The sequence below is a fragment of the Phytohabitans sp. LJ34 genome, from assembly GCF_052068095.1.
In the GTDB taxonomy this organism is placed as follows: domain Bacteria; phylum Actinomycetota; class Actinomycetes; order Mycobacteriales; family Micromonosporaceae; genus Phytohabitans.
This window is the reverse complement of the sequence record NZ_JBQHDG010000009.1, coordinates 282,894-303,191: the sequence shown is the minus strand read 5'-3', so window position 1 is coordinate 303,191 and position 20,298 is coordinate 282,894. Positions and strand designations below refer to the sequence as shown.

General features: G+C 72.6%; 15 protein-coding genes. 8 read left to right on the top strand and 7 right to left on the bottom strand.

The features are described from left to right. Positions 1–16: 16 nt before the first annotated feature. The 4 genes from ACTMTJ_RS18750 to ACTMTJ_RS18735 all read right to left on the bottom strand — a co-directional run bounded on the left by ACTMTJ_RS18750 (position 17) and on the right by ACTMTJ_RS18735 (position 5,718). Complete coding sequence (locus ACTMTJ_RS18750) at positions 17–3,208, bottom strand: S8 family serine peptidase (RefSeq protein WP_441218211.1); 3,192 nt, start codon at positions 3,206–3,208, stop codon at positions 17–19. Between the two features lie 52 nt (positions 3,209–3,260). Then, positions 3,261–4,169 carry an ATP-grasp domain-containing protein gene (locus tag ACTMTJ_RS18745; protein WP_441218209.1) on the bottom strand — a complete coding sequence of 303 codons (909 nt, stop codon included), beginning with the start codon at positions 4,167–4,169 and terminating at the stop codon, positions 3,261–3,263. 7 nt (positions 4,170–4,176) lie between these two features. After that, entirely contained in the window at positions 4,177–4,512 is a 336-nt protein-coding gene (locus ACTMTJ_RS18740; protein ID WP_441218207.1) for a hypothetical protein, read from the bottom strand. 264 nt (positions 4,513–4,776) lie between these two features. Next, positions 4,777–5,718, bottom strand: coding sequence for a heme o synthase (locus tag ACTMTJ_RS18735; protein ID WP_441218249.1), 942 nt, complete (start codon positions 5,716–5,718; stop codon positions 4,777–4,779). A gap of 165 nt (positions 5,719–5,883) precedes the next feature. Here ACTMTJ_RS18735 and tkt point away from each other — a divergent pair, with 165 nt between their 5' ends. The 6 genes from tkt to pgl all read left to right on the top strand — a co-directional run bounded on the left by tkt (position 5,884) and on the right by pgl (position 14,305). Next, a complete protein-coding gene (gene tkt, locus ACTMTJ_RS18730) occupies positions 5,884–8,142 on the top strand; it encodes a transketolase (RefSeq protein WP_441218205.1) in 2,259 nt (752 codons plus the stop codon). Positions 8,143–8,157: 15 nt separating this feature from the next. Next, positions 8,158–9,270, top strand: a complete 1,113-nt coding sequence (gene tal, locus ACTMTJ_RS18725) for a transaldolase (protein ID WP_441218203.1) — start codon at positions 8,158–8,160, stop codon at positions 9,268–9,270. After that, entirely contained in the window at positions 9,263–10,876 is a 1,614-nt protein-coding gene (locus ACTMTJ_RS18720) for a glucose-6-phosphate isomerase (RefSeq protein WP_441218201.1), read from the top strand. Before tal ends, ACTMTJ_RS18720 begins: the two co-directional genes overlap by 8 nt. Before the next feature lie 13 nt (positions 10,877–10,889). Then, positions 10,890–12,407, top strand: coding sequence for a glucose-6-phosphate dehydrogenase (gene zwf / locus ACTMTJ_RS18715; RefSeq protein ID WP_441218199.1), 1,518 nt, complete (start codon positions 10,890–10,892; stop codon positions 12,405–12,407). 121 nt (positions 12,408–12,528) lie between these two features. Beyond that, entirely contained in the window at positions 12,529–13,542 is a 1,014-nt protein-coding gene (locus tag ACTMTJ_RS18710; RefSeq protein WP_441218197.1) for a glucose-6-phosphate dehydrogenase assembly protein OpcA, read from the top strand. Beyond that, entirely contained in the window at positions 13,535–14,305 is a 771-nt protein-coding gene (pgl, locus tag ACTMTJ_RS18705; protein ID WP_441218195.1) for a 6-phosphogluconolactonase, read from the top strand. The genes ACTMTJ_RS18710 and pgl overlap by 8 nt, the downstream gene beginning before the upstream one ends. 26 nt (positions 14,306–14,331) lie before the next feature. Here the strand turns inward: pgl and ACTMTJ_RS18700 are convergent, their stop codons facing one another. Continuing rightward, a complete protein-coding gene (locus ACTMTJ_RS18700; RefSeq protein ID WP_441218194.1) occupies positions 14,332–14,697 on the bottom strand; it encodes a YybH family protein in 366 nt (121 codons plus the stop codon). A gap of 65 nt (positions 14,698–14,762) precedes the next feature. Here ACTMTJ_RS18700 and ACTMTJ_RS18695 point away from each other — a divergent pair, with 65 nt between their 5' ends. Then, positions 14,763–15,782: a response regulator transcription factor gene (locus tag ACTMTJ_RS18695; RefSeq protein ID WP_441218192.1), complete on the top strand. Its 1,020-nt coding sequence runs from the start codon at positions 14,763–14,765 to the stop codon at positions 15,780–15,782. A 5-nt stretch (positions 15,783–15,787) separates the two neighbouring features. Here ACTMTJ_RS18695 and ACTMTJ_RS18690 read toward each other — a convergent pair whose 3' ends face one another. Together ACTMTJ_RS18690 and secG are read right to left on the bottom strand one after the other, a co-directional pair. Beyond that, a complete protein-coding gene (locus tag ACTMTJ_RS18690; protein ID WP_441218190.1) occupies positions 15,788–16,132 on the bottom strand; it encodes an RNA polymerase-binding protein RbpA in 345 nt (114 codons plus the stop codon). A 104-nt stretch (positions 16,133–16,236) separates the two neighbouring features. Further along, positions 16,237–16,491: a preprotein translocase subunit SecG gene (gene secG, locus ACTMTJ_RS18685; protein ID WP_441218188.1), complete on the bottom strand. Its 255-nt coding sequence runs from the start codon at positions 16,489–16,491 to the stop codon at positions 16,237–16,239. 332 nt (positions 16,492–16,823) lie between these two features. On the opposite strand from secG, the gene ACTMTJ_RS18680 reads away from it, so the two are divergent. Beyond that, on the top strand, positions 16,824–19,865 hold the full coding sequence (locus ACTMTJ_RS18680) for a BTAD domain-containing putative transcriptional regulator (protein ID WP_441218186.1): 3,042 nt from the start codon (positions 16,824–16,826) through the stop codon (positions 19,863–19,865). Positions 19,866–20,298: the final 433 nt, after the last annotated feature.

Sequence of the window (20,298 nt, the reverse complement as noted above, 5' to 3'; positions counted from 1 at the left end):
TAGCTCCGGTGCGCTCTCAGGCGGCCAGCTTGTACGCCCGGATCACGGTCTGCGTCACGGTGTTGCCCGCACTGTCGACGGCGGTCGCGCGGAGGGAGACGTACCCGTCGCCCGCCGGGTGGGTGACCGTCGCCTGGCCGGCCGCCACCGGGGCGGGCGCCCACGTGGCGCCGTCGTCGTACGAGACCTCGACCGCGAGGCTCCGGTTGGGGCCGGCCGCCGAGTCGGGCTGGGCCACCACGGTCACCGGGATCGTGGTGGCCTGCCCGGCCGGCGCGGCGTTCTCCTCGTCGACCCTCGGCGCGAACCGCACCGTGGAGAGCGGCAGCCGCGCGGCAGCCTCCCCGGAGACGTGCGAAGAGCGGAATGTCCACGCGACGCTCACCCGCGTGGAGAGGGTCGCCGGGCCGCTCCGCTCCGCGCTCATCTCGAGCCGGTAGTCGGCCGGTTCCGGCGGTACCTCGAACTGGGCGGTCAGCTCGTCGACCGAGGCGACCCGCTCGGCGGAGCGGTACAGCGTGATCTGGCCGGCGGCGATCGATGAGTAACCGGCCCGTCCGGCGGCGTCGCCGTACAGCGGGGCGAGCACCAGGAGCGTGTCGCCGCGGCGGGTCACCCACTGGTGCTCGTACGACGGGGACGCCACCGTCGGCCCGAAGACGCCGCGGCTCCACTGCTCCTGGTACGGCTGCCCGGCCCGGTACGCGGCCGGCGGCGCGACGGTCGACGTGACGTACTGGTCGGTGGTCATCTCGTCGAACGAGCGGAACCACCGCACCCGCCCCTCGACGTTGTAGTACTCCGTGCGGGTCGAGGGCAGCGTGACCGGCATCGCGTGGGCGAAGCCGCCCATCACCGTGTCGGGCAGCACCGGCCAGGCCATCTTCTGCCCGGTGGTACCCGATGCCTCGTGGCCGTGGTCGGCGCGGACGGTGGCCAGGTCCGCGGCGGTCAGCGTGCGGCCGAAGCCGGTGGGCATGCGGTCCTCGGTGAGCCAGCCGAGCAGGTAGGCGCCGCCGTCGAAGCCGTACGTCGCGGAGATCCGGTTGACGAAGCCGGCCCCGGTGCCGCCGATCCCGGCCGTGTACAGCCCGGCGAAGGAGCGGCCGAGCGTGCCCACCTCGACCGTGCGGCCGGGCGTGACCGAGAGGGTGGCCGCCTCGGCGAACTCCTGTACCGCGTCGCCACGTGGCACGGTCACCGAGATCGGCGCGCCCTGGCGGGCGTCGAGGGTCACCGTGCCGGCGCCGGCGACGTCCAGGGTGGGCTGGCCGATGATCGTCGTCGCGTACCCGTTGCCGTCCGGCCCGGTGATCGCGCCGAGCACCGAGTACCGCCCCTTGGGCACGCGCGTGGTGACGGTGCCGGCGGAGGCGGGCAGGTTGACCGCGATCTTGCCGTCGGCGGAGGCGAGCACGGTCACGTACCCGTCGGCGGCCTTGCCGTCCCGGCCCACGTGCGCGACGGTCACGTCGTAGCTCTCCACCTCGCGGTCCACGGCGAGCGGCAGCCGCAGGTCTCCGGCGACGAGGTGCCCGGTGAGCAGTCCCTCGCCGCCCTCGACGGTCCCGTTGGCGGTGACCGTCACGTCGGCCGTCCCGCCGGCGGGCACGGACACCGAGGAGGGTGCGACCGAGAAGAGCGCGGGACCGTCCACGGAAACATCGAGGTCCACGGCGGACGAACCGTCGTTGCGCAAGGTGACCGTGCGGGAGACCGGCGCGTCGTCGGTGTGCGGCCAGGCGAGCCGGCCGAAGCTCAGACTCGCCGGGCTCGCGGTCAGCGTCTGCCGCACCGCCCGCCCCACGTCCAACCGGCCGGCCCCCTCGACGAACGCGTCGCCGAGCAGCGGCCGCGCGGCCGTCATCAGGCCGCCCTTGAGCTGCGCCGCGGTCCAGTCGGGGTGCCGCTGGGCGAGGATCGCCGCCGCACCGGCCACGTGCGGTGCGGCCATGGAGGTACCCGAGAGGGTCGTCTCGCCCTCCCCCGGCAGCCCGGAGTCGGCGCCGCGGGCGGCGACGATGTCGACGCCCGGCGCGGTGATGTCCGGCTTGATCGCGCCGTCCGCGCGCGGGCCGCGGCTGGAGAAGCTGGCCAGCGCGTCCGACTTGCTGACCGCGCCGACCGCGAGCGCGGCGTCCGCGCTGGCCGGCGAGGCGATCGAGCCGGCGCCGGGCACGTTGCCGGCGGCGACCACGAAGAGCGTGCCGTGCTCGGCGGTCAGCGTGCCGACCGCCTCTTCGACGGGGTCGACGCCGGGGGTGTCCGGCGCGCCGAGGCTCAGGTTGACGACCGCGGCGCCCTGGTCGGCCGCCCACTGCATGCCGGCCAGGATCCACGACTCCGCGCAGCCGCCGACGACGCAGATCTTGCCGTCGAGCAAGCGCGCGCCGGGCGCCACGCCGGCCGTACCGGCGACGGTCGAGGCCACGTGGGTGCCGTGGCCGGTGCGGTCCTTGTCGTCCTCGTTTCCGTCGGTGAAGTTCTTCTGGGCGGTCACCCGCCCGGCCAGCGCCGGATGGGTCGCGTCGACACCGCTGTCGAGCACGGCGACCGTGACGCCCGCGCCGTCGTACCCGGCCGCCCACGCCTCCGGCGCGCCCACCCGCGGCACGCTCTGCGCGAGCGCGGGCTGGCGCAGACCGTCGAGCCAGATGGTGTCGACGCCGACGGTGAGCCGCCGCTCGGCCGGCCCGCCGACCGTGAACGTGCCCCAGAACGTGCCCAGCCGCGCCGTCTCGGCCGCCACCGCGAGCGCGTCGACCGTGGGCAGCTCGCGGCTGACCCGGGCGCCGCTCTCGGCCACCCGCTCGCCGACCCGGGCGCGCTCGTCGTCGCTGGCGTAGGCCACGATCAGCGGCAGGTCGGCCCGCCCGTCGTAGCCGTAGTCCAGCAGGGTGGTCACGTCGAACAGCCGCGGGTCGAGGTCACCGTCGCGGAGCAGGGGCAGCGCGTCGGCGGGTACCACATGGATGTGGCCTCGCTCGTCGCGGCGGGTGACGAAGGGCATCGCCTCGCGGCCGGGGCCCGGCCGCACCGACGCCTTGTCGCCGGCGGTCACCGTCACGACGTCGCCGGAGACGAGGGTGACCCCGCGGGAGTCCGTGGCGGCGGCTTGCGGCCCGAGGACCGAGGCGGCGGCGGGAACGACACCAACAGCCGCGCACAGCATCACCAATGCCGCCGCTCGCCCGATAACCCGCCGCACTATGCCACCTCCGCCGAATCGGACATCGACGGATGACTATACGCGCTTGGCGTCAAAGGCGCGAGACGATGGCCTCCGCGAATCGCGCGGGTGCGGCGTCGGCCGTGCCGATGAAGAGCGACGGCTCGGTGAGCTCCAGCTCGACGAGCACCGGCAGGTCGTCGGGGCCCGGTATGAGGTCGACCCGCGCGTAGAGCAGCCGGTCGGGGCCGCCCGGGACGGCCGCGAGCGCCTGCCGCGCGATCTCCATCTCGGCGTCGAGCGGCGACCGCGGGCGGATGGACTCCTCTTTGTACAGGCCATCGGTGGCCTGGTCGGGCCCGGTCAGCATCGCGCCCTTGCGGATCGCGTGGCTGAACGCCAGCTCGCCCTCGGCCGGGAAGAACATCAACGAGGTCTCGCCGTAGGTGTCGACCGCCGCCAGGTAGGGCTGCACCATGACCAGCCGCCCGGCGGCGTGCAACCGGGCCACGTGCGCGGCGGCCAGCTCGCGGTGCTCGGCCTCGTCGAGGTTGTACCGCCCGGTGTCGAGGCTGCCCGCGCCGACCGCCGGCTTGACCACGAACTCGCCGCCCGGCGGCGGCTCCCAGGCCTCGCCCGGCTCCACCCACGTGGTGGGCACGACCGGCACGCCGGCGGCGGCGAGCTCGCGCAGGTAGCGCTTGTCGGTGTTCCAGCTGACGACGTCGGCCGGGTTGGCCAGGCCGGGCACCTTGGCGGCCCACGCGACGAACTCGTCGCGCCGGGCCACGTAGTCCCACGGCGAGCGGATCACGGCCAGGGCGAACGACGCCCAGTCGACGGTGGGCGCGTCCCACACGACCGGCACGGCCTCGACGCCGCGCTCGCGCAGCGCCGGCACGACCAGCTGGTCGTCGGCGTCCAGCTCGGGGATCTGGTCACAGGTAACGAGAGCGACCCGGGATCGCTCCCGGGTCGCTGGGACAGAATCTTCGTTCATGAGTACGTCAGCGGGCGAGTGATCGCCGGCCCATCGACCTCCACAGGTCGTTGCTCGGGCGCATCTGGTCCATGAGCTCGCGCTCCCACTCGTTTTCCACCTCGACCCCCGCCTTGACACACGCCTGGCGCGCCACGTCGGTGCCGTCGGCGAACTGGTCCGCCCACTCCCCGTCGCCTCCGACGAGGACGATCCGGGCGCCCCGCTTACCGACGTACTCGATGACCGCCTTCGCGCCGCCGTGCCCGGCGGCGAAGGCCCGAAGGCCCGCGACGAGGCCGCTGGAGGCCTGCGCCGTGGCTGTCGGGCCCGCGGTCATGTTGGTATCGGAACCATCTGCCATGTGCCCGAGCCTAAGCACGCCCCTCCGCGTGCGACGCCCCTCTCACGTTTTTTTGTGATGCCAATTACCCGACGTTTAACCACCGTATCCTCGCTGTTTTGCCCGATTTATAGCGTTAAATCAGCTTAATTTTCTAGGGCAAAAGGGACAGCATTCCGAGCCGGCATCGATCGTCGGGTTGATCGGGCGTTTCGCGGGCCAAAGGCTTCGAAACGGTCATGCGCCGTGAGGCATCGACACTTCATTCAAGTCGTGAAACCGGCGTCACACAAGAGCGTCGGCGGCGACCGCGAAGAAGAGGATCGTCAGGTACGTGATCGTCCAGTGGAACAGGCGCATCGGGCGCATCTGCTCGCCCCGCTTGGCCCGGCCCACCAGCGCGTACGCCTCGCGCAGCAGCAGCACGCCGGTGACCAGCGCGGTCAGCCCGTAGATCGGGCTCAGACCGACCGCGCCGCGGCCGAGCGGCCACACCGCGACCGAGGCGGCCACGGTCAGCCAGCTGAAGAGGAGGATCTCCACGTTGACCCGGCGCTGGGAGGCGACCACCGGCAGCATCGGGATGCCGGCGCGGGCGTAGTCGGCCTTGAAGCGGATCGCGAGCGCGTAGAAGTGCGGCATCTGCCAGAAGAACACGACGGCGAACAGCGCCCACGCGGTCGGCGAGAGCCCGCCCGTCACCGCGGCCCAGCCGATCAGCACCGGTGCCGCGCCGCAGATCCCGCCCCAGAACGTGTTGGCCGGGGTGCTGCGCTTGAGCCACAGCGTGTACACCACGTCGTAGTAGACGATCGCGGCGAGCGTGAGCCCGGTGGCCAGCCAGTTGGTGAAGGCGGCCATCAGCGCCACCGACACCACGCCGAGGATGAGGCCGAAGGCGAGCGCGCTGCGCGGCGAGACCCGGTGCGCCGGCAGCGGGCGCCGCGAGGTGCGCTTCATGACCTGGTCGATGTCGCGGTCGATGTAGCAGTTGAGCGCGTTGGCCGCGCCGGCCGCGAGCGAGCCGCCGACCAGCACGACGGCCACCAGCCACAGCTGCGGGACCCCGCCGGCGGCGAGCATCATCGCCGGCACGGTGGTGACGAGCAGCAGCTCGACGATGCGCGGCTTGGTCAGCGCCACGTACGCCTTGACCACGGCGACCACGTCGCCCGCGCGCACGCGCTGCCGGGGCGGTACCAGGTCGCGGGGGGCGACCGGCACCAGCGGCCGGGCGGCGGCCGGGGGGTGGGGGCGCTCGGTGATCGTGCTCACGTGGCGGTTCACCTTCCGGACGTTGGACGGGTGACGCACGGCGCGGACAGGCAAGGTCAACGCGCCGACCGACAGGGTACGCGCTGGCAGAACGCGACCTACTACGACCCCACGTAGATGGGCGGAGCGTGCCGCCGGTCACAACCTGTTGTCCCACGCGTCGGCCGGTCACCCTCCGCACGTTTAGCACGGGTAGATAGGGTCATCGCAAGAGGGTTGCCGCATTGCCGAGGAGCACACATCGTGACCGCGAACGAAGCCTCACTGCCCTGGTCTGAGCTCGACCGTAAAGCGGTCGACACCGTACGCGTCCTGGCCATGGACGCCGTGGAGAAGGCCGGCAACGGCCACCCCGGCACCGCGATGAGCCTGGCGCCGGCGGCCTACCTGCTGTTCAACAAGCTGCTGCGCCATGATCCGACAGATCCACATTGGGCGGGCCGCGACCGTTTCGTGCTCTCCATGGGTCACTCCAGCCTCACCCTCTACATCCAGCTCTACCTCTCCGGGTATGGGCTGAGCCTCGACGACCTCAAGTCACTGCGACAGTGGGGCTCCCTCACCCCCGGTCACCCCGAGCACGGGCACACGGTGGGTGTCGAGACCACCACCGGCCCGCTCGGTCAGGGCGTCGGAAACGCGGTGGGCATGGCCTTCGCGGCGCGGCGTGAGCGGGGTCTCTACGACCCGGCGGCCGAGCCCGGCCAGTCGCCGTTCGACCACCACATCTGGGCCTTCGCCTCCGACGGCGACCTCGAAGAGGGCATCAGCCACGAGGCGAGCGCGCTGGCCGGCCACCAGAAGCTGGGCAACCTGATCCTGCTCTGGGACGACAACGAGATCTCGATCGAAGACGACACCCGCATCGCGAAGAGCGAAGACATCGCCAAGCGCTACGAGGCGTACGGATGGCACGTGCAGACCGTCGACTGGCGGGCCGGTCAGCATGCCGACCAGGGTGAGTACCACGAGGACGTGCAGGCGCTGTTCGCCGCGTTCGAGGCGGCGCGGGCGGAGACCGAGCGCCCCTCGTTCATCGCGCTCCGCACGATCATCGCGTGGCCCGCGCCCAACAAGCAGAACACCGGCAAGGCGCACGGCTCGGCCCTCGGCGCCGAGGAGGTCGCCGCCACCAAGCAGCTGCTCGGCTTCGACCCGGCGCAGTCGTTCGCCGTCGACGAGAAGGTGCTCGCCCACGCCCGCGAGGTGGTCGACCGCGGCCGCGCCGCGCACGCCGAGTGGCAGCAGAAGTTCGACGCCTGGGCGGAGGCCAACCCCGACCGCAAGGCGCTCTTCGACCGGCTCGCCACCCGTTCGCTGCCGGAAGGCTGGACCGAGGCGCTGCCGGAGTTTCCCGCGGACGCCAAGGGGCTCGCGACCCGGGCCGCCTCCGGCAAGATCCTCTCGGCGCTCGCGCCGGTGCTCCCGGAGCTGTGGGGCGGCTCGGCCGACCTGGCCGAGAGCAACAACACGACGATGAAGGGCGAGCCGTCCTTCGTGCCGCCGGAGCACGCGACCAAGGAGTTCCCCGGCGACCTGTACGGGCGCACACTGCACTTCGGCATCCGCGAGCACGCGATGGGCGCGATCCTCAACGGCATCCTGCTGCACGGCGGCACCCGGCCGTACGGCGGCACGTTCCTGGTCTTCAGCGACTACATGCGCCCGGCCGTGCGGCTGGCCGCGCTGATGAAGCTGCCGGCGATCTACGTCTGGACGCACGACTCGATCGGCCTCGGCGAAGACGGCCCCACCCACCAGCCGATCGAGCACCTGTCCGCGCTGCGCGCGATCCCCGGCCTCGACGTGGTCCGCCCCGGCGACGCCAACGAGACCGCGGAGGCGTGGCGCCTGGCGCTGGAGCACACCGACCGCCCCACCGCGCTGGCGCTCACCCGGCAGGCGCTGCCGACCTTCGACCGGAGCCAGGTGGCCGGCGTCGAGGGCGTCGCCCGGGGTGGGTACACGCTGATCGACGCGTCCGGCGGCCAGCCCCAGGTGATCATCATCGCCACGGGCTCCGAGGTGCAGCTCGCGGTGACCGCCCGGGAGCGGCTGGAGGCCGACGGCACGCCGACCCGGGTCGTGTCGATGCCCTGCCAGGAGTGGTTCCGCGAGCAGGACAGCGCCTACCGCGAGTCGATCCTCCCGCGCGGTGTGAAGGCGCGGGTGAGCGTCGAGGCCGCGATCGCGATGTCCTGGCATGACCTGATCGGTGACTGCGGCGAGGCCGTGAGCATCGAGCACTACGGGGCGAGCGCGCCGTACACGGTGCTGTTCGAGCAGTTCGGCTTCACCGCCGACCGCGTGGTCGCCGCCGCGCACGCCTCGCTGGCGAAGGTCGGCGAGATCACAGGTTTCACGACGGGTAGCTGAGGGAGATTGGTACTCATGACTGACCGGCTTGGTGAACTGTCCGCCGCCGGCGTGGCGGTATGGATCGACGACCTGAACAGGGTGCGGCTGGAGTCCGGGGGCCTCGACCAGCTGCGCCGCGAAAAGCACGTGGTGGGCGTGACCACCAACCCGACCATCTTCGCGAAGGCGCTCAGCGACGCGACCGCGTACGACGGCCAGCTGCGCGACCTCGCCCTGCGCGGGATCACCGTCGAAGAGGCGGTGCGCATGATGACCACGTACGACGTGCGGTGGGCCACCGACGTGATGAAGCCGGCGTACGACGCCTCCGCGGGCGTCGACGGGCGGGTGTCGATCGAGGTCGACCCGCGCCTGGCGCACGAGACCGAAAAGACCATCGCGGAGGCCAAGTCGCTGTGGTGGCTTGTCGACCGCCCCAACCTCTTCATCAAGATCCCGGCGACCCGGGCCGGCCTGGCGGCGATCACCGCGACGCTCGCGCAGGGCATCAGCGTCAACGTCACGCTGATCTTCTCCCTCCAGCGGTACACCGAGGTGATGGACGCGTTCCTGGCCGGCCTGGAGCAGGCGAAGGCCAACGGCCACGACCTGACCAAGATCGGCTCGGTGGCCTCGTTCTTCGTCTCCCGGGTCGACACCGAGGTCGACAAGCGCCTCGACAAGATCGGCAGCGAGGAGGCCAAGGCGCTGAAGGGCAAGGCGGCGATCGCCAACGCCCAGCTGGCCTACGAGCGCTACACCGAGGTCTTCAGCTCCGAGCGGTGGCAGGCGCTGGCCGACGCGGGCGCACACCCGCAGCGTCCACTGTGGGCGTCCACGTCGACGAAGAACCCGGCCTTCCGCGACGTCATCTACGTCGAGGAGCTTGTCGCCCCCGGCGTGGTCAACACGATGCCCGAGCCGACCATCCACGCGTACGCCGACCACGGCGAGACCCGCGGTGACACGGTGACCGGCTCGTACGACGACGCCCGCAAGGTGCTCGACGACCTGGCCGCGCTCGGCATCGAGTACGACGACGTGGTCGAGACGCTGGAGCGCGAGGGCGTGGAGAAGTTCGAGGCGAGCTGGCTGGAGTTGCTTCAGACGGTGGAGACACAGCTTTCCAATGCCACCAATGCGTGAAGTCGAGGCGGCCGCGGGACTAGCCGTCTGGGGCGCGGACGCCGTTGGCTCCGCGGCCCGGGCGGCCCTCGTCGCAGACGGGGTCCCGGGGCTCCTCGTGCAGAAGGACCCCACGCTGTGGGGGCCCGATGCGGAGGCCGAGGCCAAGATCCGGCTGGGCTGGATCGACACCCACCGGCGCAGCCGTGAGCTGCTCCCCCTGCTCGCGGAGCTGAAGGAGGAGCTGGCCGACCTCGACCGCGTGGTGCTCGCCGGCATGGGCGGCTCGTCGTTCGCGGCCGAGGTGATCACGCGCACGCTGGGCCGGCCACTGACCGTGCTCGACACGACAGACCCCGGCCAGATCGGCCGGGCCATCGCCGACCGGCTGGAGCGCACCGTCGTGGTCGTCTCCAGCAAGTCGGGCACCACGATCGAGACCGACAGCGTGCGCCGCGCCTACTACGGCGCGTTCCTCGACGCCGGGCTCACCCCGGCGGAGGCCGGCCGGCATTTCGTGATCGTGACCGACCCCGGCTCGCCGCTGGAGCAGGCCGCCCGCGAGATGGGCGCGACCGTGGTACTCGCCGACCCCGAGGTGGGCGGGCGCTACGCCGCGCTGACCGCGTTCGGCCTGGTGCCGGCGGCGCTGGCCGGCGTCGACGTGGCCGAGCTGCTCGACCAGGCCGAGGAGCTGCTGCCCGCGCTCTCCGCCGGTGGTGACAACCCCGCGCTCGCGCTGGGCGCCGCGCTCGGCGCGGCCACCACCGCCGGCAAAGACAAGATCGCGCTGGTACCGGACGGCACCGGCATCGTCGGCCTCGACGAGTGGGCCGAGCAGCTGCTCGCCGAGTCGACCGGCAAGGAGGGCACCGGCATGCTGCCGGTCGTGCTCGAGTCGCCGGGCGCCCCGGTCGACGGCGCCGACGTGCTCACCGTGACGCTCGGCGGCTCGCTGCCGGCCGGCGCGGTGCCCGGCGGCGGTGTGCGGCCCGACGTCGCGGTCAACGGCCCGCTCGGCGCCCAGTTCCTGACCTGGGAGTTCGCCACCGCGCTGGCCGGCCGGGTGATCGGGATCGACCCGCTCGGCATGCCCAGCAAGAGCGAGTCCAAGGACAACGCGGCCGCCATCCTCGCCGCAGGCCCGCCCGCCGAGGAGCCGTCGTTCGTCGAGGGCGCCATCGAGGTCTACGGCACCGGCACCTCCACCTTGGCGGGGGCGCTCAGCGCGGTCCTGCTGGAGGCGCGGCCGCACGGGTACGTCGCGGTCATGGCCTACCTCGACCGGCACGCCGACGCCGACGCGGCGGACGTGCGCCCGATCCTGGCCGCGATCGCGCGCCGCCCGGTGACCTTCGGGTGGGGTCCGCGCTTCCTGCACTCCACGTCGCTCTACCACAAGGACGGGCCGCCGCTCGGCGCGTTCGTCCAGATCACCGGCGCGGTCGCCACCGATCTGGCGGTGCCCGGCCGGCCGTACACCTTTGGCCAGCTCCAGGCCGCGCAGGCCGCCGGCGACCGGCAGGCGCTCGTGCGCCGCGGGCGCCCGGTGGTACGCCTGCACCTGACGGACCGGGCGTCGGGCATCGTTCAGCTGTTGGACGCTGCCCGGTCCCTTGGGAACTGAAAGGATAAGTCCCGTGGGTAATCCGTTGCGCGATCCCCAGGACCGCCGGCTGCCGCGGATCCCCGAGCCCTGCGCTCTGGTGATCTTCGGAGTGACCGGCGACCTGGCTCGCAAGAAGCTCTTGCCGGCCGTCTACGACCTGGCCAACCGCGGGCTCCTGCCGCCCAGTTTCGTGGTGCTCGGGTTCGCCCGCCGCGACTGGGACCACGGCACCTTCGAGCAGATGGCGTACGAGCACGCCAAGGCACACGCGCGCACGCCGTGGCGCGAGGAGGTGTGGGCGCGGCTGGCCGGCAACATCAAGTTCGTCGGCGGCGCGTTCGACGACGACGCGGCCTTCGACACGCTCGACCGCACGCTCAACGAGCTGCGCGACACGCACGGCATCGGCAGCAATGCGGCGTTCTACTTCTCGATCCCGCCGGCCGCCTTCCCGACCGTGCTCAAGCAGCTCGCCCGCACCGGCATGGCCGACAACGAAAAGTGCGGCGGCTGGCGGCGGGTGGTCGTGGAAAAGCCGTTCGGCACCGACCTCGCCTCGGCCAAGGAGCTCAACGACCTGGTCGACGACGTCTTCACCGGGCAGGACGTGTTCCGCATCGACCACTACCTGGGCAAGGAGACGGTGCAGAACATCATGGCTCTGCGTTTCGCCAACTCCCTGTTCGAGCCGGTGTGGAACTCGAAGTACGTCGACTCGGTGCAGATCACGATGGCGGAGGACGTGGGCATCGGCACGCGCGCCGGCTTCTACGACGCCACCGGCACCGCCCGCGACGTGCTTCAGAACCACCTGCTCCAGCTGCTCGCGCTGGTCGCGATGGAGGAGCCGACGAGCTTCGACGCCTTCGAGATCCGCGCGGAAAAGCTCAAGGTGCTCCGCGCGATCAGCCTGCCCAAGGACATCCACGAGGGCACGGTCCGCGGCCAGTACCTCCAGGGCTGGGTCGGCGGCGAGCGTGCGCGCGGTTACCTGGACGAAGACGGCGTGCCCGCCGACTCCACGACCGAGACGTACGTGGCGGTCCGCCTCGGCATCCAAAACCGGCGCTGGGCCGGCGTGCCGTTCTACATCCGCGCCGGCAAGCGCCTGCCGCGGCGGGTCACCGAGGTGGCGGTGCTCTTCAAGAAGGCGCCGCACCTGCCGTTCAACCCGACCGACGTCGAGGCGCTCGGGCACAACCAGCTCGTCATCCGGGTGCAGCCCGACGAGGGCGTGGTGCTCAAGTTCGGTTCCAAGGTGCCCGGCACCACGATGGAGCTGCGCGACATCGCGATGGACTTCCAGTACGGCGAGGCGTTCACCGAGCAGAGCCCGGAGGCGTACGAGCGGCTGGTGCTCGACGTGCTGATCGGCGACCGCACCCTCTTCCCGGACGCGGCCGAGGTCGAGCAGAGCTGGCAGGTGATCGACCCGCTGGAAGCCGCGTGGGACGGGCACAAGCCGGAGCCGTACCGGTCCGGCGAGTGGGGCCCGCGCGCGTCGGACGAGATGCTGGCCCGCGAGGGCCGTCACTGGAGGCGGGCGTGACGAGCGGGAGTCGGGAGGCTACGGTCCCGACCACGACGGCGGACGAGCGCCGAGCGACGGAGCGGGGTAGGCAACGGATCGGCAGCTTGGTCCACGACAGGGCTCCTCGGAGGCGATCAGCATGATCGGTTTGTGGGACACCACCGGTAACGAGGTCGTCAAGGCGCTCGCGTCCGAGCGGCGCAGCGCCGGAGGCGTCGCCAGCGGCATGGCGCTCTCGCTCATCGTCGTGGTGGACGAAAAGCGGGTGCGCGAGGCCGAGGCGGCCGCCACGATCGCCACCTCGCAGCACCCGTGCCGCCTGCTGGTGGTGGTCCGCTCCGACTTCGAGCGCCCCATCAACCGCCTCGACGCCGAGATCGTCGTGGGCGGGCGGCTCGGACCGTGCGAGGCCGTGGTCATGCGGATGTACGGCCGGCTCGCCCTGCACGCCGAGTCGGTGGTGATGCCGCTGCTCGTGCCGGACGTACCGGTGGTCACCTGGTGGCACGGCGAGCCGCCGGAGCTGATCGCCAACGACTTCCTCGGCGTCGTCGCCGACCGCCGCATCACCGACTCCGGGCAGGCCCACGACCGGGTCGGGGCGCTGCGGCAGCGGGCCAACGACTACGCGCCGGGCGACACCGACCTGGCCTGGACCCGCATCACGCCGTGGCGCACGCTGCTGGCCGGCGCGTTCGACACGCTCGACACGAAGGTCACCGGCGCGACGGTCGTGGCGCCGGAGTCCGACCCGACCGCCGGGCTGATGATCGGGTGGCTGGCCGCCCGGCTGGGCATCAGGCCCAAGCTGGAGCCGACCGACAACTTCCCGCGCATGCGCTCGGTGACGCTCCAGTGCGCCAACGGCGAGACGCTCGCGCTGACCCGCGAAGATAGCATGGCCACGTTCTCCCGCACCGGCCACGCCGACCGCAACCTGCCGCTGGTCCGCCGCCCCACGGGCGAGGAGCTGGCGGAAGAGCTGCGCCGCCTCGACTCCGACCAGATCTACGCCGACGCGCTGGGCGCCTTCGCCGGTGTGTCCGATCTGGACAGTCGCGCGCACAAGCGGGTGCACATCTGGAAGGACCCGGTGCTGGCGTCCCGGCAGCCGGTTCCGGTCGCCGCCGAGACAGGGGCGTCGGATGGGTGAGACCAACGTCGTCGTCCACGCCGAAGCCAAGGTGCTCGCCCAGGCGGCCGCGGCGCGGCTGGTCGTCAAGCTCATCGACGCCCAGGCGGCCCGCGGCTTCGCCGGCATCGTGCTCACCGGGGGCAGGATCGCCGCCGCCGTGTACGAGGCGGTAAGCAGCCTGCCGGCCCGGGACGGCGTGGACTGGTCCCGGGTCGACGTGTGGTGGGGCGACGAGCGCTTCCTGCCCTCCGGCGACCCCGACCGCAACGAGACGCAGGCCCGCGAGGCGCTGCTCGAGGCACTCCCGCTCGACCCGGCTCGCGTACACCCGATGCCACCTTCGGACGGCCCGGACGGCAACGACCCGGAGGCGGCCGCCGCCCGCTACGCCGCGGCGCTCGCCGCCGCGGCCAAGCCCGGCACCGCGCCGCTCCCGCACTTCGACGTGCTGATGCTGGGCGTGGGCGAAGACGGGCACGTGGCGTCGATCTTCCCGGAGCACCCGGGCGCGTACGAGACCCGCGTGGTCAGCGCCGTGCGCGGCTCACCCAAGCCCCCGCCGGTCCGCATCACCCTGACCCTCCCGACCATCAACACGGCCGAAGAGGTCTGGCTGATGGCCGCCGGCCCGGAAAAGGCCGACGCGGTGGGCATGGCGATGGCCGGCGGCGGCCCGGTGCAGGTCCCCGCCTCGGGCGTGCGCGGCGTCGAGCGCACAATCTGGCTCCTCGACCGGGCTGCGGCGGCCAAGGTCGCGCCAAAGCTGCGCAGCCTGCGCTAGCGCGGCGAGTTCGTATCGGCGGCAGGTCAACCTGTCGCGGCACCGAAGCTGGGGTCGTCGATGAGAAAGCGCCAGGTGCCGTCGGGCTGCCGGCGGGCCACCTCGCCGCTCACGCCCGCGATCTGGCCGCCGTTTCCGGTGAAGGCGGCCGACATCAGCGCGTAGTCGCCGTGCACGATCACCTTGCGGGTCTCCCCGTCGAGGCGGTCCACCATCTCGACGAAGCCGGTCAGCATGGCCCGCAGTGCGGCCTGGTCGGTGAGCCGGCGGCCGTCCATGTCGAGGGTCACCGAGTCGGGCTCGTAGAGCGCCAGAAGCGCGTCGACGTCCTTGTCGTTGACCCCGTCGAGGAAGAGCCGGTGCAGGTCTTCGGGTTGTTTCGCGTTCGACATGGCGTGACCGTAGGTCGCCCGTCCGGGCCCGGGTATCCCCCCGGTTGAGGGGTAGCGTGGCCGCCGTGAACACGGTCCAAGCCCGAGCCCGCGACGGCGTGTTGCGGACCGCCGAGTCGTCGCCGGACCTGAGTAGCCTGCTGCGCCACGCGGCGCGGGCGATCGGCCGCGCGGTGCCGGTGGAGGGCTGGTGCGGCTTCACCCTCGACCCGGCCACACTCGTCAAGACGGCCGGCGTGCACGAGACGGCGGTGCCGCCGGCGCTGCTCGGGCGGCTCTTCGAGCTGGAGTACCGGCATCGGGACGCCAACCTCTTCGCCGACCTCGCGCGGGAGCGCCGCCCGGCGGCGGTGCTGACCGACCGCGCGTCCAGTGCCCGCTTCCGGGAGGTGCTGCGACCCAGCGGGTACGGCCACGAGCTGCGCCTCGTGCTGCTCGACCAGGCGCGGGCGTGGGGCGGTTTCGTGTTTCTGCGCGAGCCGGCGTCACCGCCGTTCACGCCCGCGGAGAGCCGGTTTGTCGCCACGCTCGGCCGGCACCTGGCCCGGGGCGTACGCCGGATCTTGCTGGGGGCCGCCCGGCCGCCTGCCACGCCGCCGGCGCATCCGGGCCTGCTCTTCCTCGACGAGCGCTATCGGGTCACGACCGCCACGGCGGGCACGGAGGCGCTGCTGGGCGACCTGCTCGACCACGACGCCACCGGTGCCGAGCTGCCGGCGGCCGTGTACGCGGTGGCGGCCAGCGCCACGCCCGGGCCGGCACCCGCGTCCGTCCGGATACCCACCCGCGCCGGCGGCTGGGCCACGATCCACGGCTGGCGGCTCACCGGGCCCGACCGCGTCGCCCTGTCCATCGAGCACAGCCGCCCGGAGGCGGTGACGTCACTGGCCCTGGACGGCTACGGTCTGTCCGCGCGCGAGCGCGAGGTCGTGCGGCTGCTCCTCGCCGGCCGGTCGACCCGCGAGGTGGCGACCGACCTGTACCTCTCGCCGCACACCGTCCGTGACCACGTCAAAGCGATCTTCGCGAAGACCGGGGTGCGGAGCCGGACCGAGCTTGTGGCGGCGCTGCGACCGATCCGCTGACCGGGTCAGAACTCGCCGCGCCGGCGGCGCAGAGCGGCCAGCGCCTCGGCGAGCAGTGCCTCGCCGTCGGCGTCGCTGCGGCGCTCCTTCACGTAGGCCAGGTGCGACTTGTAGGGCTCGGCGCGCGACGGGCCGGGCGGGTTGAGCTGGTCGAGGCCGCCGGGCTGGCCGCATCGAGGGCAGTCCCACGTGGCCGGTGGGGCGACCTCGGCCGCGAGCAGGACTTCGATCGAGTGGCCCTTCGCGCACCAGTACGTCACGGGCCGGCGGGGGGCGGGGTCGCACCGCTCGGTGGGCCGGACAGGGCCCGATCCGACACGGGTGCCGCGGATGGCGCTGCCATGTGGCACGGCTCTTCGCTCCTGTCGTCGAGTGGGGGTTCGACGTCGCGACGGGGAACCAGGGGATAAATCAGACCGCGGAGAGTCTATGACTACGTACGGTGCTGAGGGCCCTAAGGGTTCATCGCGAGTTTGAGCCAAAGGCCTAGGCCGACAATACAGGCAAACCAGACGATGCCCACCAAGATGGTGTAACGGTCGAGGTTCTTCTCCGCCACGGACGAACCGGCGAGGCTGGTGCTCACACCGCCACCGAACATGCTCGACAGCCCACCGCCCTTGCCGCGGTGCAGCAGGATCAGCAGCATCAGCAGGAAGCTGGTGATTACGAGCAACACGATCAACGTGTATGCGAACGCGATCGGCATGGTGGCGGTCAGTCCTCTCGACACAGAAGCCCATCGAAGATAGCCCATCGACGATGGACACCAAGGAGCCCACCAAGGATAGCGGAAGCGGATCCGGGCGGGCCGGCCCGTACCGCCCCCATATCCGGTGCGAACCGGCCCGACCGGCCACGATGACCATATGAACCGCCGCCCGCCGCTGACACAACGCATCACGACCGGTTGGTTTGCCGGCGGCACCCGCGCTGACCTGCGCAAACTCATCAAGACCGGAAAGCCGGTTTCCGTGGCCGGCAGAAAGAGGCAGGATGGCCCGGGTACCGCCCCGGATGTATGCGAGGAACAAGTCGGATATGGCGCCCCAGAACGCCAAGGCGACGGTGGGCTCGCTGCTGCGCCGATACCGTCTGGCCGCCGGCCTTTCCCAGCAGGAGCTGGCGACCGGCGCCTCCGTCAGCGTACGCACGATACGGGACATCGAGCGTGAGCGGGTAGATACCCCGCGTGCTCCTTCGCTACGCCGGCTGGCCGAGGCGCTCGGGCTCGCCTCGTTCGACCGTGACCGGCTGCTCGCCGCCATCCCCCACCCCCGGCGGGCGCCGGAGACCGACCGGCGGCCACGCGTCCAGGTGCTGGGCCCGCTCTCGGTGCGCACCGGCGCGGCGGCGGTCGACCTCGGCCCGGCGCCGCAGCGCGACCTCCTCGCCCTGCTCGCGATCCAGCCGGGCCAGGTGGTGAGCCGCGACGAGATCGTCGACGTGCTCTGGGGCGACCAGCCGCCGAAGACCTGCCTGAGCATGGTGCAGACGTACGTGGGGCGGCTGCGCGGGCGCCTCGACCCCGACCGCGAGCCCCGCTCCCCCGGCCGGGTGATCAGGCTGGCCGGCGACGGGTACGCGATCGACCTCGACGGCGAAAGTCTCGACCTGGCGCGGTTCCAGGACCTCGTCGAGCGGGGCACCGCCACACCCGACACCGGCACGGCCGTCGACCTGCTCGACCGCGCACTGCGCTGCTGGCGCGGCCCGGTGCTGGCCGGCGCGAGCCCCCGGCTGCGCAGCCACCCGGCGGCCGTGGCGGCGGGGCGGCGGCGGGTGCGGGCCGCGCTGGCGTACGCGGACCTGGCGGCCGACCTGGGCCTGCACGCCGCCGCGGTGGCCCGGCTCCAGGAGTTGGCGCCCGACGAGCCGCTGCACGAAGGCCTGGCCGCCAAGCTCATGGTCGCGCTGGCCGGCTCCGGCGAGCGGGCGGCCGCGCTGTCGCTCTTCGCCGAGGTGAGCCACCGCCTCGCCGACGAGCTCGGCGTCGAGCCCTCCGCCGAGCTGCGCGACACCCACCTGCGCATCCTGCGGCAGGAGCAGGTCGTCCGCCGCGCCGACCCGCGGCCGCGCCAGCTGCCGGCGTCGGTGCCGGGCTTCACCGGGCGGGCCGCCCATCTGGAACGGCTCGACGCGCTCCTCCCGCGCGAAGGGTCCGGCCACGGCACCGCCGTGGTGATCTCGGCGATCGACGGCACCGCGGGCGTCGGCAAGACCGCGCTCGCCGTGCACTGGGCGCACCGGGTCGCCGACCGCTTCCCCGACGGCCAGCTCTACGTCAACCTGCGCGGCTTCGACCCGGCCGGCCCGGTGCCGCCGGACGAGGCGGTGCGCGGCTTCCTCGACGCCCTGCACGTGCCCGCCCAGCGGATGCCGGTGGGGCTCGACGCACAGGCCGCGCTCTACCGCAGCCTCCTGGCCGGCCGCCGCATGCTCGTGGTGCTCGACAACGCGCGCGACGCCGACCAGGTGCGCCCGCTGCTGCCTGGCTCCCCCGGTTGCCTGGTGATCGTGACAAGCCGCAACCAGCTCGGCGGCCTCGTCGCGGCCGAGGGCGCGCACCCCGTTCCCCTGGATCTGCTGGATCCCGCGGACGCCGCGCAGCTGGTCGCCCGCCGGCTCGGCGCGGACCGGGTGGCGGCCGAGCCGGAGGCGCTGGCCACCATCGTCCGGGCCTGCGCCGGCCTCCCGCTCGCCCTGGTGATCGTGGCCGCGCGCGCCGCGACGCGGCCCGGCCTGTCCCTCGCCGCGCTCGCCGACGAGCTGCGGCAGGCGCGCGGCGGGCTCGACGCGTTCTCCGGCGCCGACCCGGCCACCGACGTGCGGGCGGTCTTCTCCTGGTCCTACCGGGCGCTGAGCGAGCCGGCCGGCCGCCTCTTCCGCCTGCTCGGCCTGCACCCGGCCACCGACCTGGCGATGCCCGCCGCGGCGAGCCTGGCCGGTGCGCCGGCGGCGGAGGTACGGCCGCTCCTCGCCGAGCTGGTCCGGGCCCGGCTGGTGGCCGAGCAGACGCCCGGCCGGTACGCGTTCCACGATCTGCTCCGCGCCTACGCGGCAGAGCTCGCGGCGCAGACCGACCCGCCGGAGGAGCGGCAGGCGGCGCTCCAGCGGATGTTCGACCACTACCTGCACACCGCGTACGCGGCGGACACGCGCCTCAACCCGCACCGCGACCAGATCACCCGCACCGCCGCGCTGCCCGGCGTGACGATCTACGTGGCCGGCGACCAGCAGCAGGCGCTGGCCTGGTTCGCCGCCGAGCACGCCACGCTGCTGGCGGTCGTCGAGCACACCGCCACCGCCGGGTACGACACGCACACGTGGCAGCTGGCCTGGGCGGTCACCACCTACCTCGACCGGCAGGGCCACTGGCACGACTGGGCCGGCGTGCAAGACCTCGCGCTCAAGGCCGCCCGCCGCCTCGGCAACCGCCCCGACGAGGCCGACGCGCACCGCGGGCTGGCCCGGGCGTACGCGCGGGTGGGCCGCTTCATCGACGCGCACGTGCACTACTGGCGGGCGCTCGACCTGTTCGAGGAGATCGGCGACCGGCTCGGCGAGGCCAACACCCACCGCAACCTCGCCTTCATGTGCGGCACCCAGGGCCACCAGCGCGACGCGCTCTACCACGCCGCGAAGGCGCTCGACCTGTACCGGGCCGGCGGCCACCAGGTCGGCATCGCGAACGCGCTCAACAACGTCGGCTGGTACCACGCGCAGAACGGCGAGTACCGGGAGGCGCTGGAGTACTGCGAGCAGGCGCTCCCGCTGCTGCGCGAGCTCGACCACCGGCCGGGCGTGGCGGCCACGCTCGACAGCATCGGCTACGCCCACCACCACCTCGGCAACCAGCGCGAGGCGGTGGCGAGCTTCGAGCGCGCGCTGGAGATGTTTCGGGCGGCGGGCGACCGCCCGCACGAGGCCGGCACGCTCACCCGCCTCGGCGACGCACACCACGCCGCCGGCCAACGCGAAAGAGCCCGCCGCGCGTGGCGACAGGCCCTGGTGCTGCTGGAGGAGCTGGATCAGCCCGAGGCCGACGAGGTCCGCGGCAAGCTGGCCGGCCTGGTCGGCTGATTCTTTCTTGAGCTACCGCGACGTCCGTCGTGGTCGCTCTCCGTTGCTCCCGCGGCCTCACCCTGGTTCTTTGGTTGCGCTTACCCCTTTCAAGCCTCCGACCATCAGGATGGGGAAGTGCCATCCCGACACCCATCAACCCGTCAAGAGCTGAGCATGCCGACGCCCGGGGCGCCCCAGAGTTGGGTGCTGATCGTTGCGGCCGTCTGGGGGGTGGTGCCCCGGGCGTTGGCATGCGCCAAGCGGACGGGTCGATGGCCGTCGGGATGGCACAACTAACCGCACCAAAAATGAAGCCAGAAAGTCGAGGGGCATTTCGTACCAAGATCTGCCAGGCCGAGCAGCTGCCGGGGTGTTTGGGCTTGGCCGGCGGGCCTGGCAGCGGAGGTCGGGGGTTTCGGTGAGCCCTGGCGAGCCGCCGACCGCCGCGGTC

What these genes read in the sequence shown, in the direction of transcription:
- tkt (WP_441218205.1), top strand. Translation starts at nt 5,884, where the DNA reads ATGGGCGGAGCGTGCCGCCGGTCACAACCTGTTGTCCCACGCGTCGGC.
- ACTMTJ_RS18680 (WP_441218186.1), top strand. Translation starts at nt 16,824, where the DNA reads ATGGCGCCCCAGAACGCCAAGGCGACGGTGGGCTCGCTGCTGCGCCGA.
- ACTMTJ_RS18745 (WP_441218209.1), bottom strand. Translation starts at nt 4,169, where the DNA reads ATGAACGAAGATTCTGTCCCAGCGACCCGGGAGCGATCCCGGGTCGCT.
- tal (WP_441218203.1), top strand. Translation starts at nt 8,158, where the DNA reads ATGACTGACCGGCTTGGTGAACTGTCCGCCGCCGGCGTGGCGGTATGG.
- ACTMTJ_RS18710 (WP_441218197.1), top strand. Translation starts at nt 12,529, where the DNA reads ATGATCGGTTTGTGGGACACCACCGGTAACGAGGTCGTCAAGGCGCTC.
- pgl (WP_441218195.1), top strand. Translation starts at nt 13,535, where the DNA reads ATGGGTGAGACCAACGTCGTCGTCCACGCCGAAGCCAAGGTGCTCGCC.
- ACTMTJ_RS18700 (WP_441218194.1), bottom strand. Translation starts at nt 14,697, where the DNA reads ATGTCGAACGCGAAACAACCCGAAGACCTGCACCGGCTCTTCCTCGAC.
- ACTMTJ_RS18740 (WP_441218207.1), bottom strand. Translation starts at nt 4,512, where the DNA reads ATGGCAGATGGTTCCGATACCAACATGACCGCGGGCCCGACAGCCACG.
- ACTMTJ_RS18720 (WP_441218201.1), top strand. Translation starts at nt 9,263, where the DNA reads ATGCGTGAAGTCGAGGCGGCCGCGGGACTAGCCGTCTGGGGCGCGGAC.
- secG (WP_441218188.1), bottom strand. Translation starts at nt 16,491, where the DNA reads ATGCCGATCGCGTTCGCATACACGTTGATCGTGTTGCTCGTAATCACC.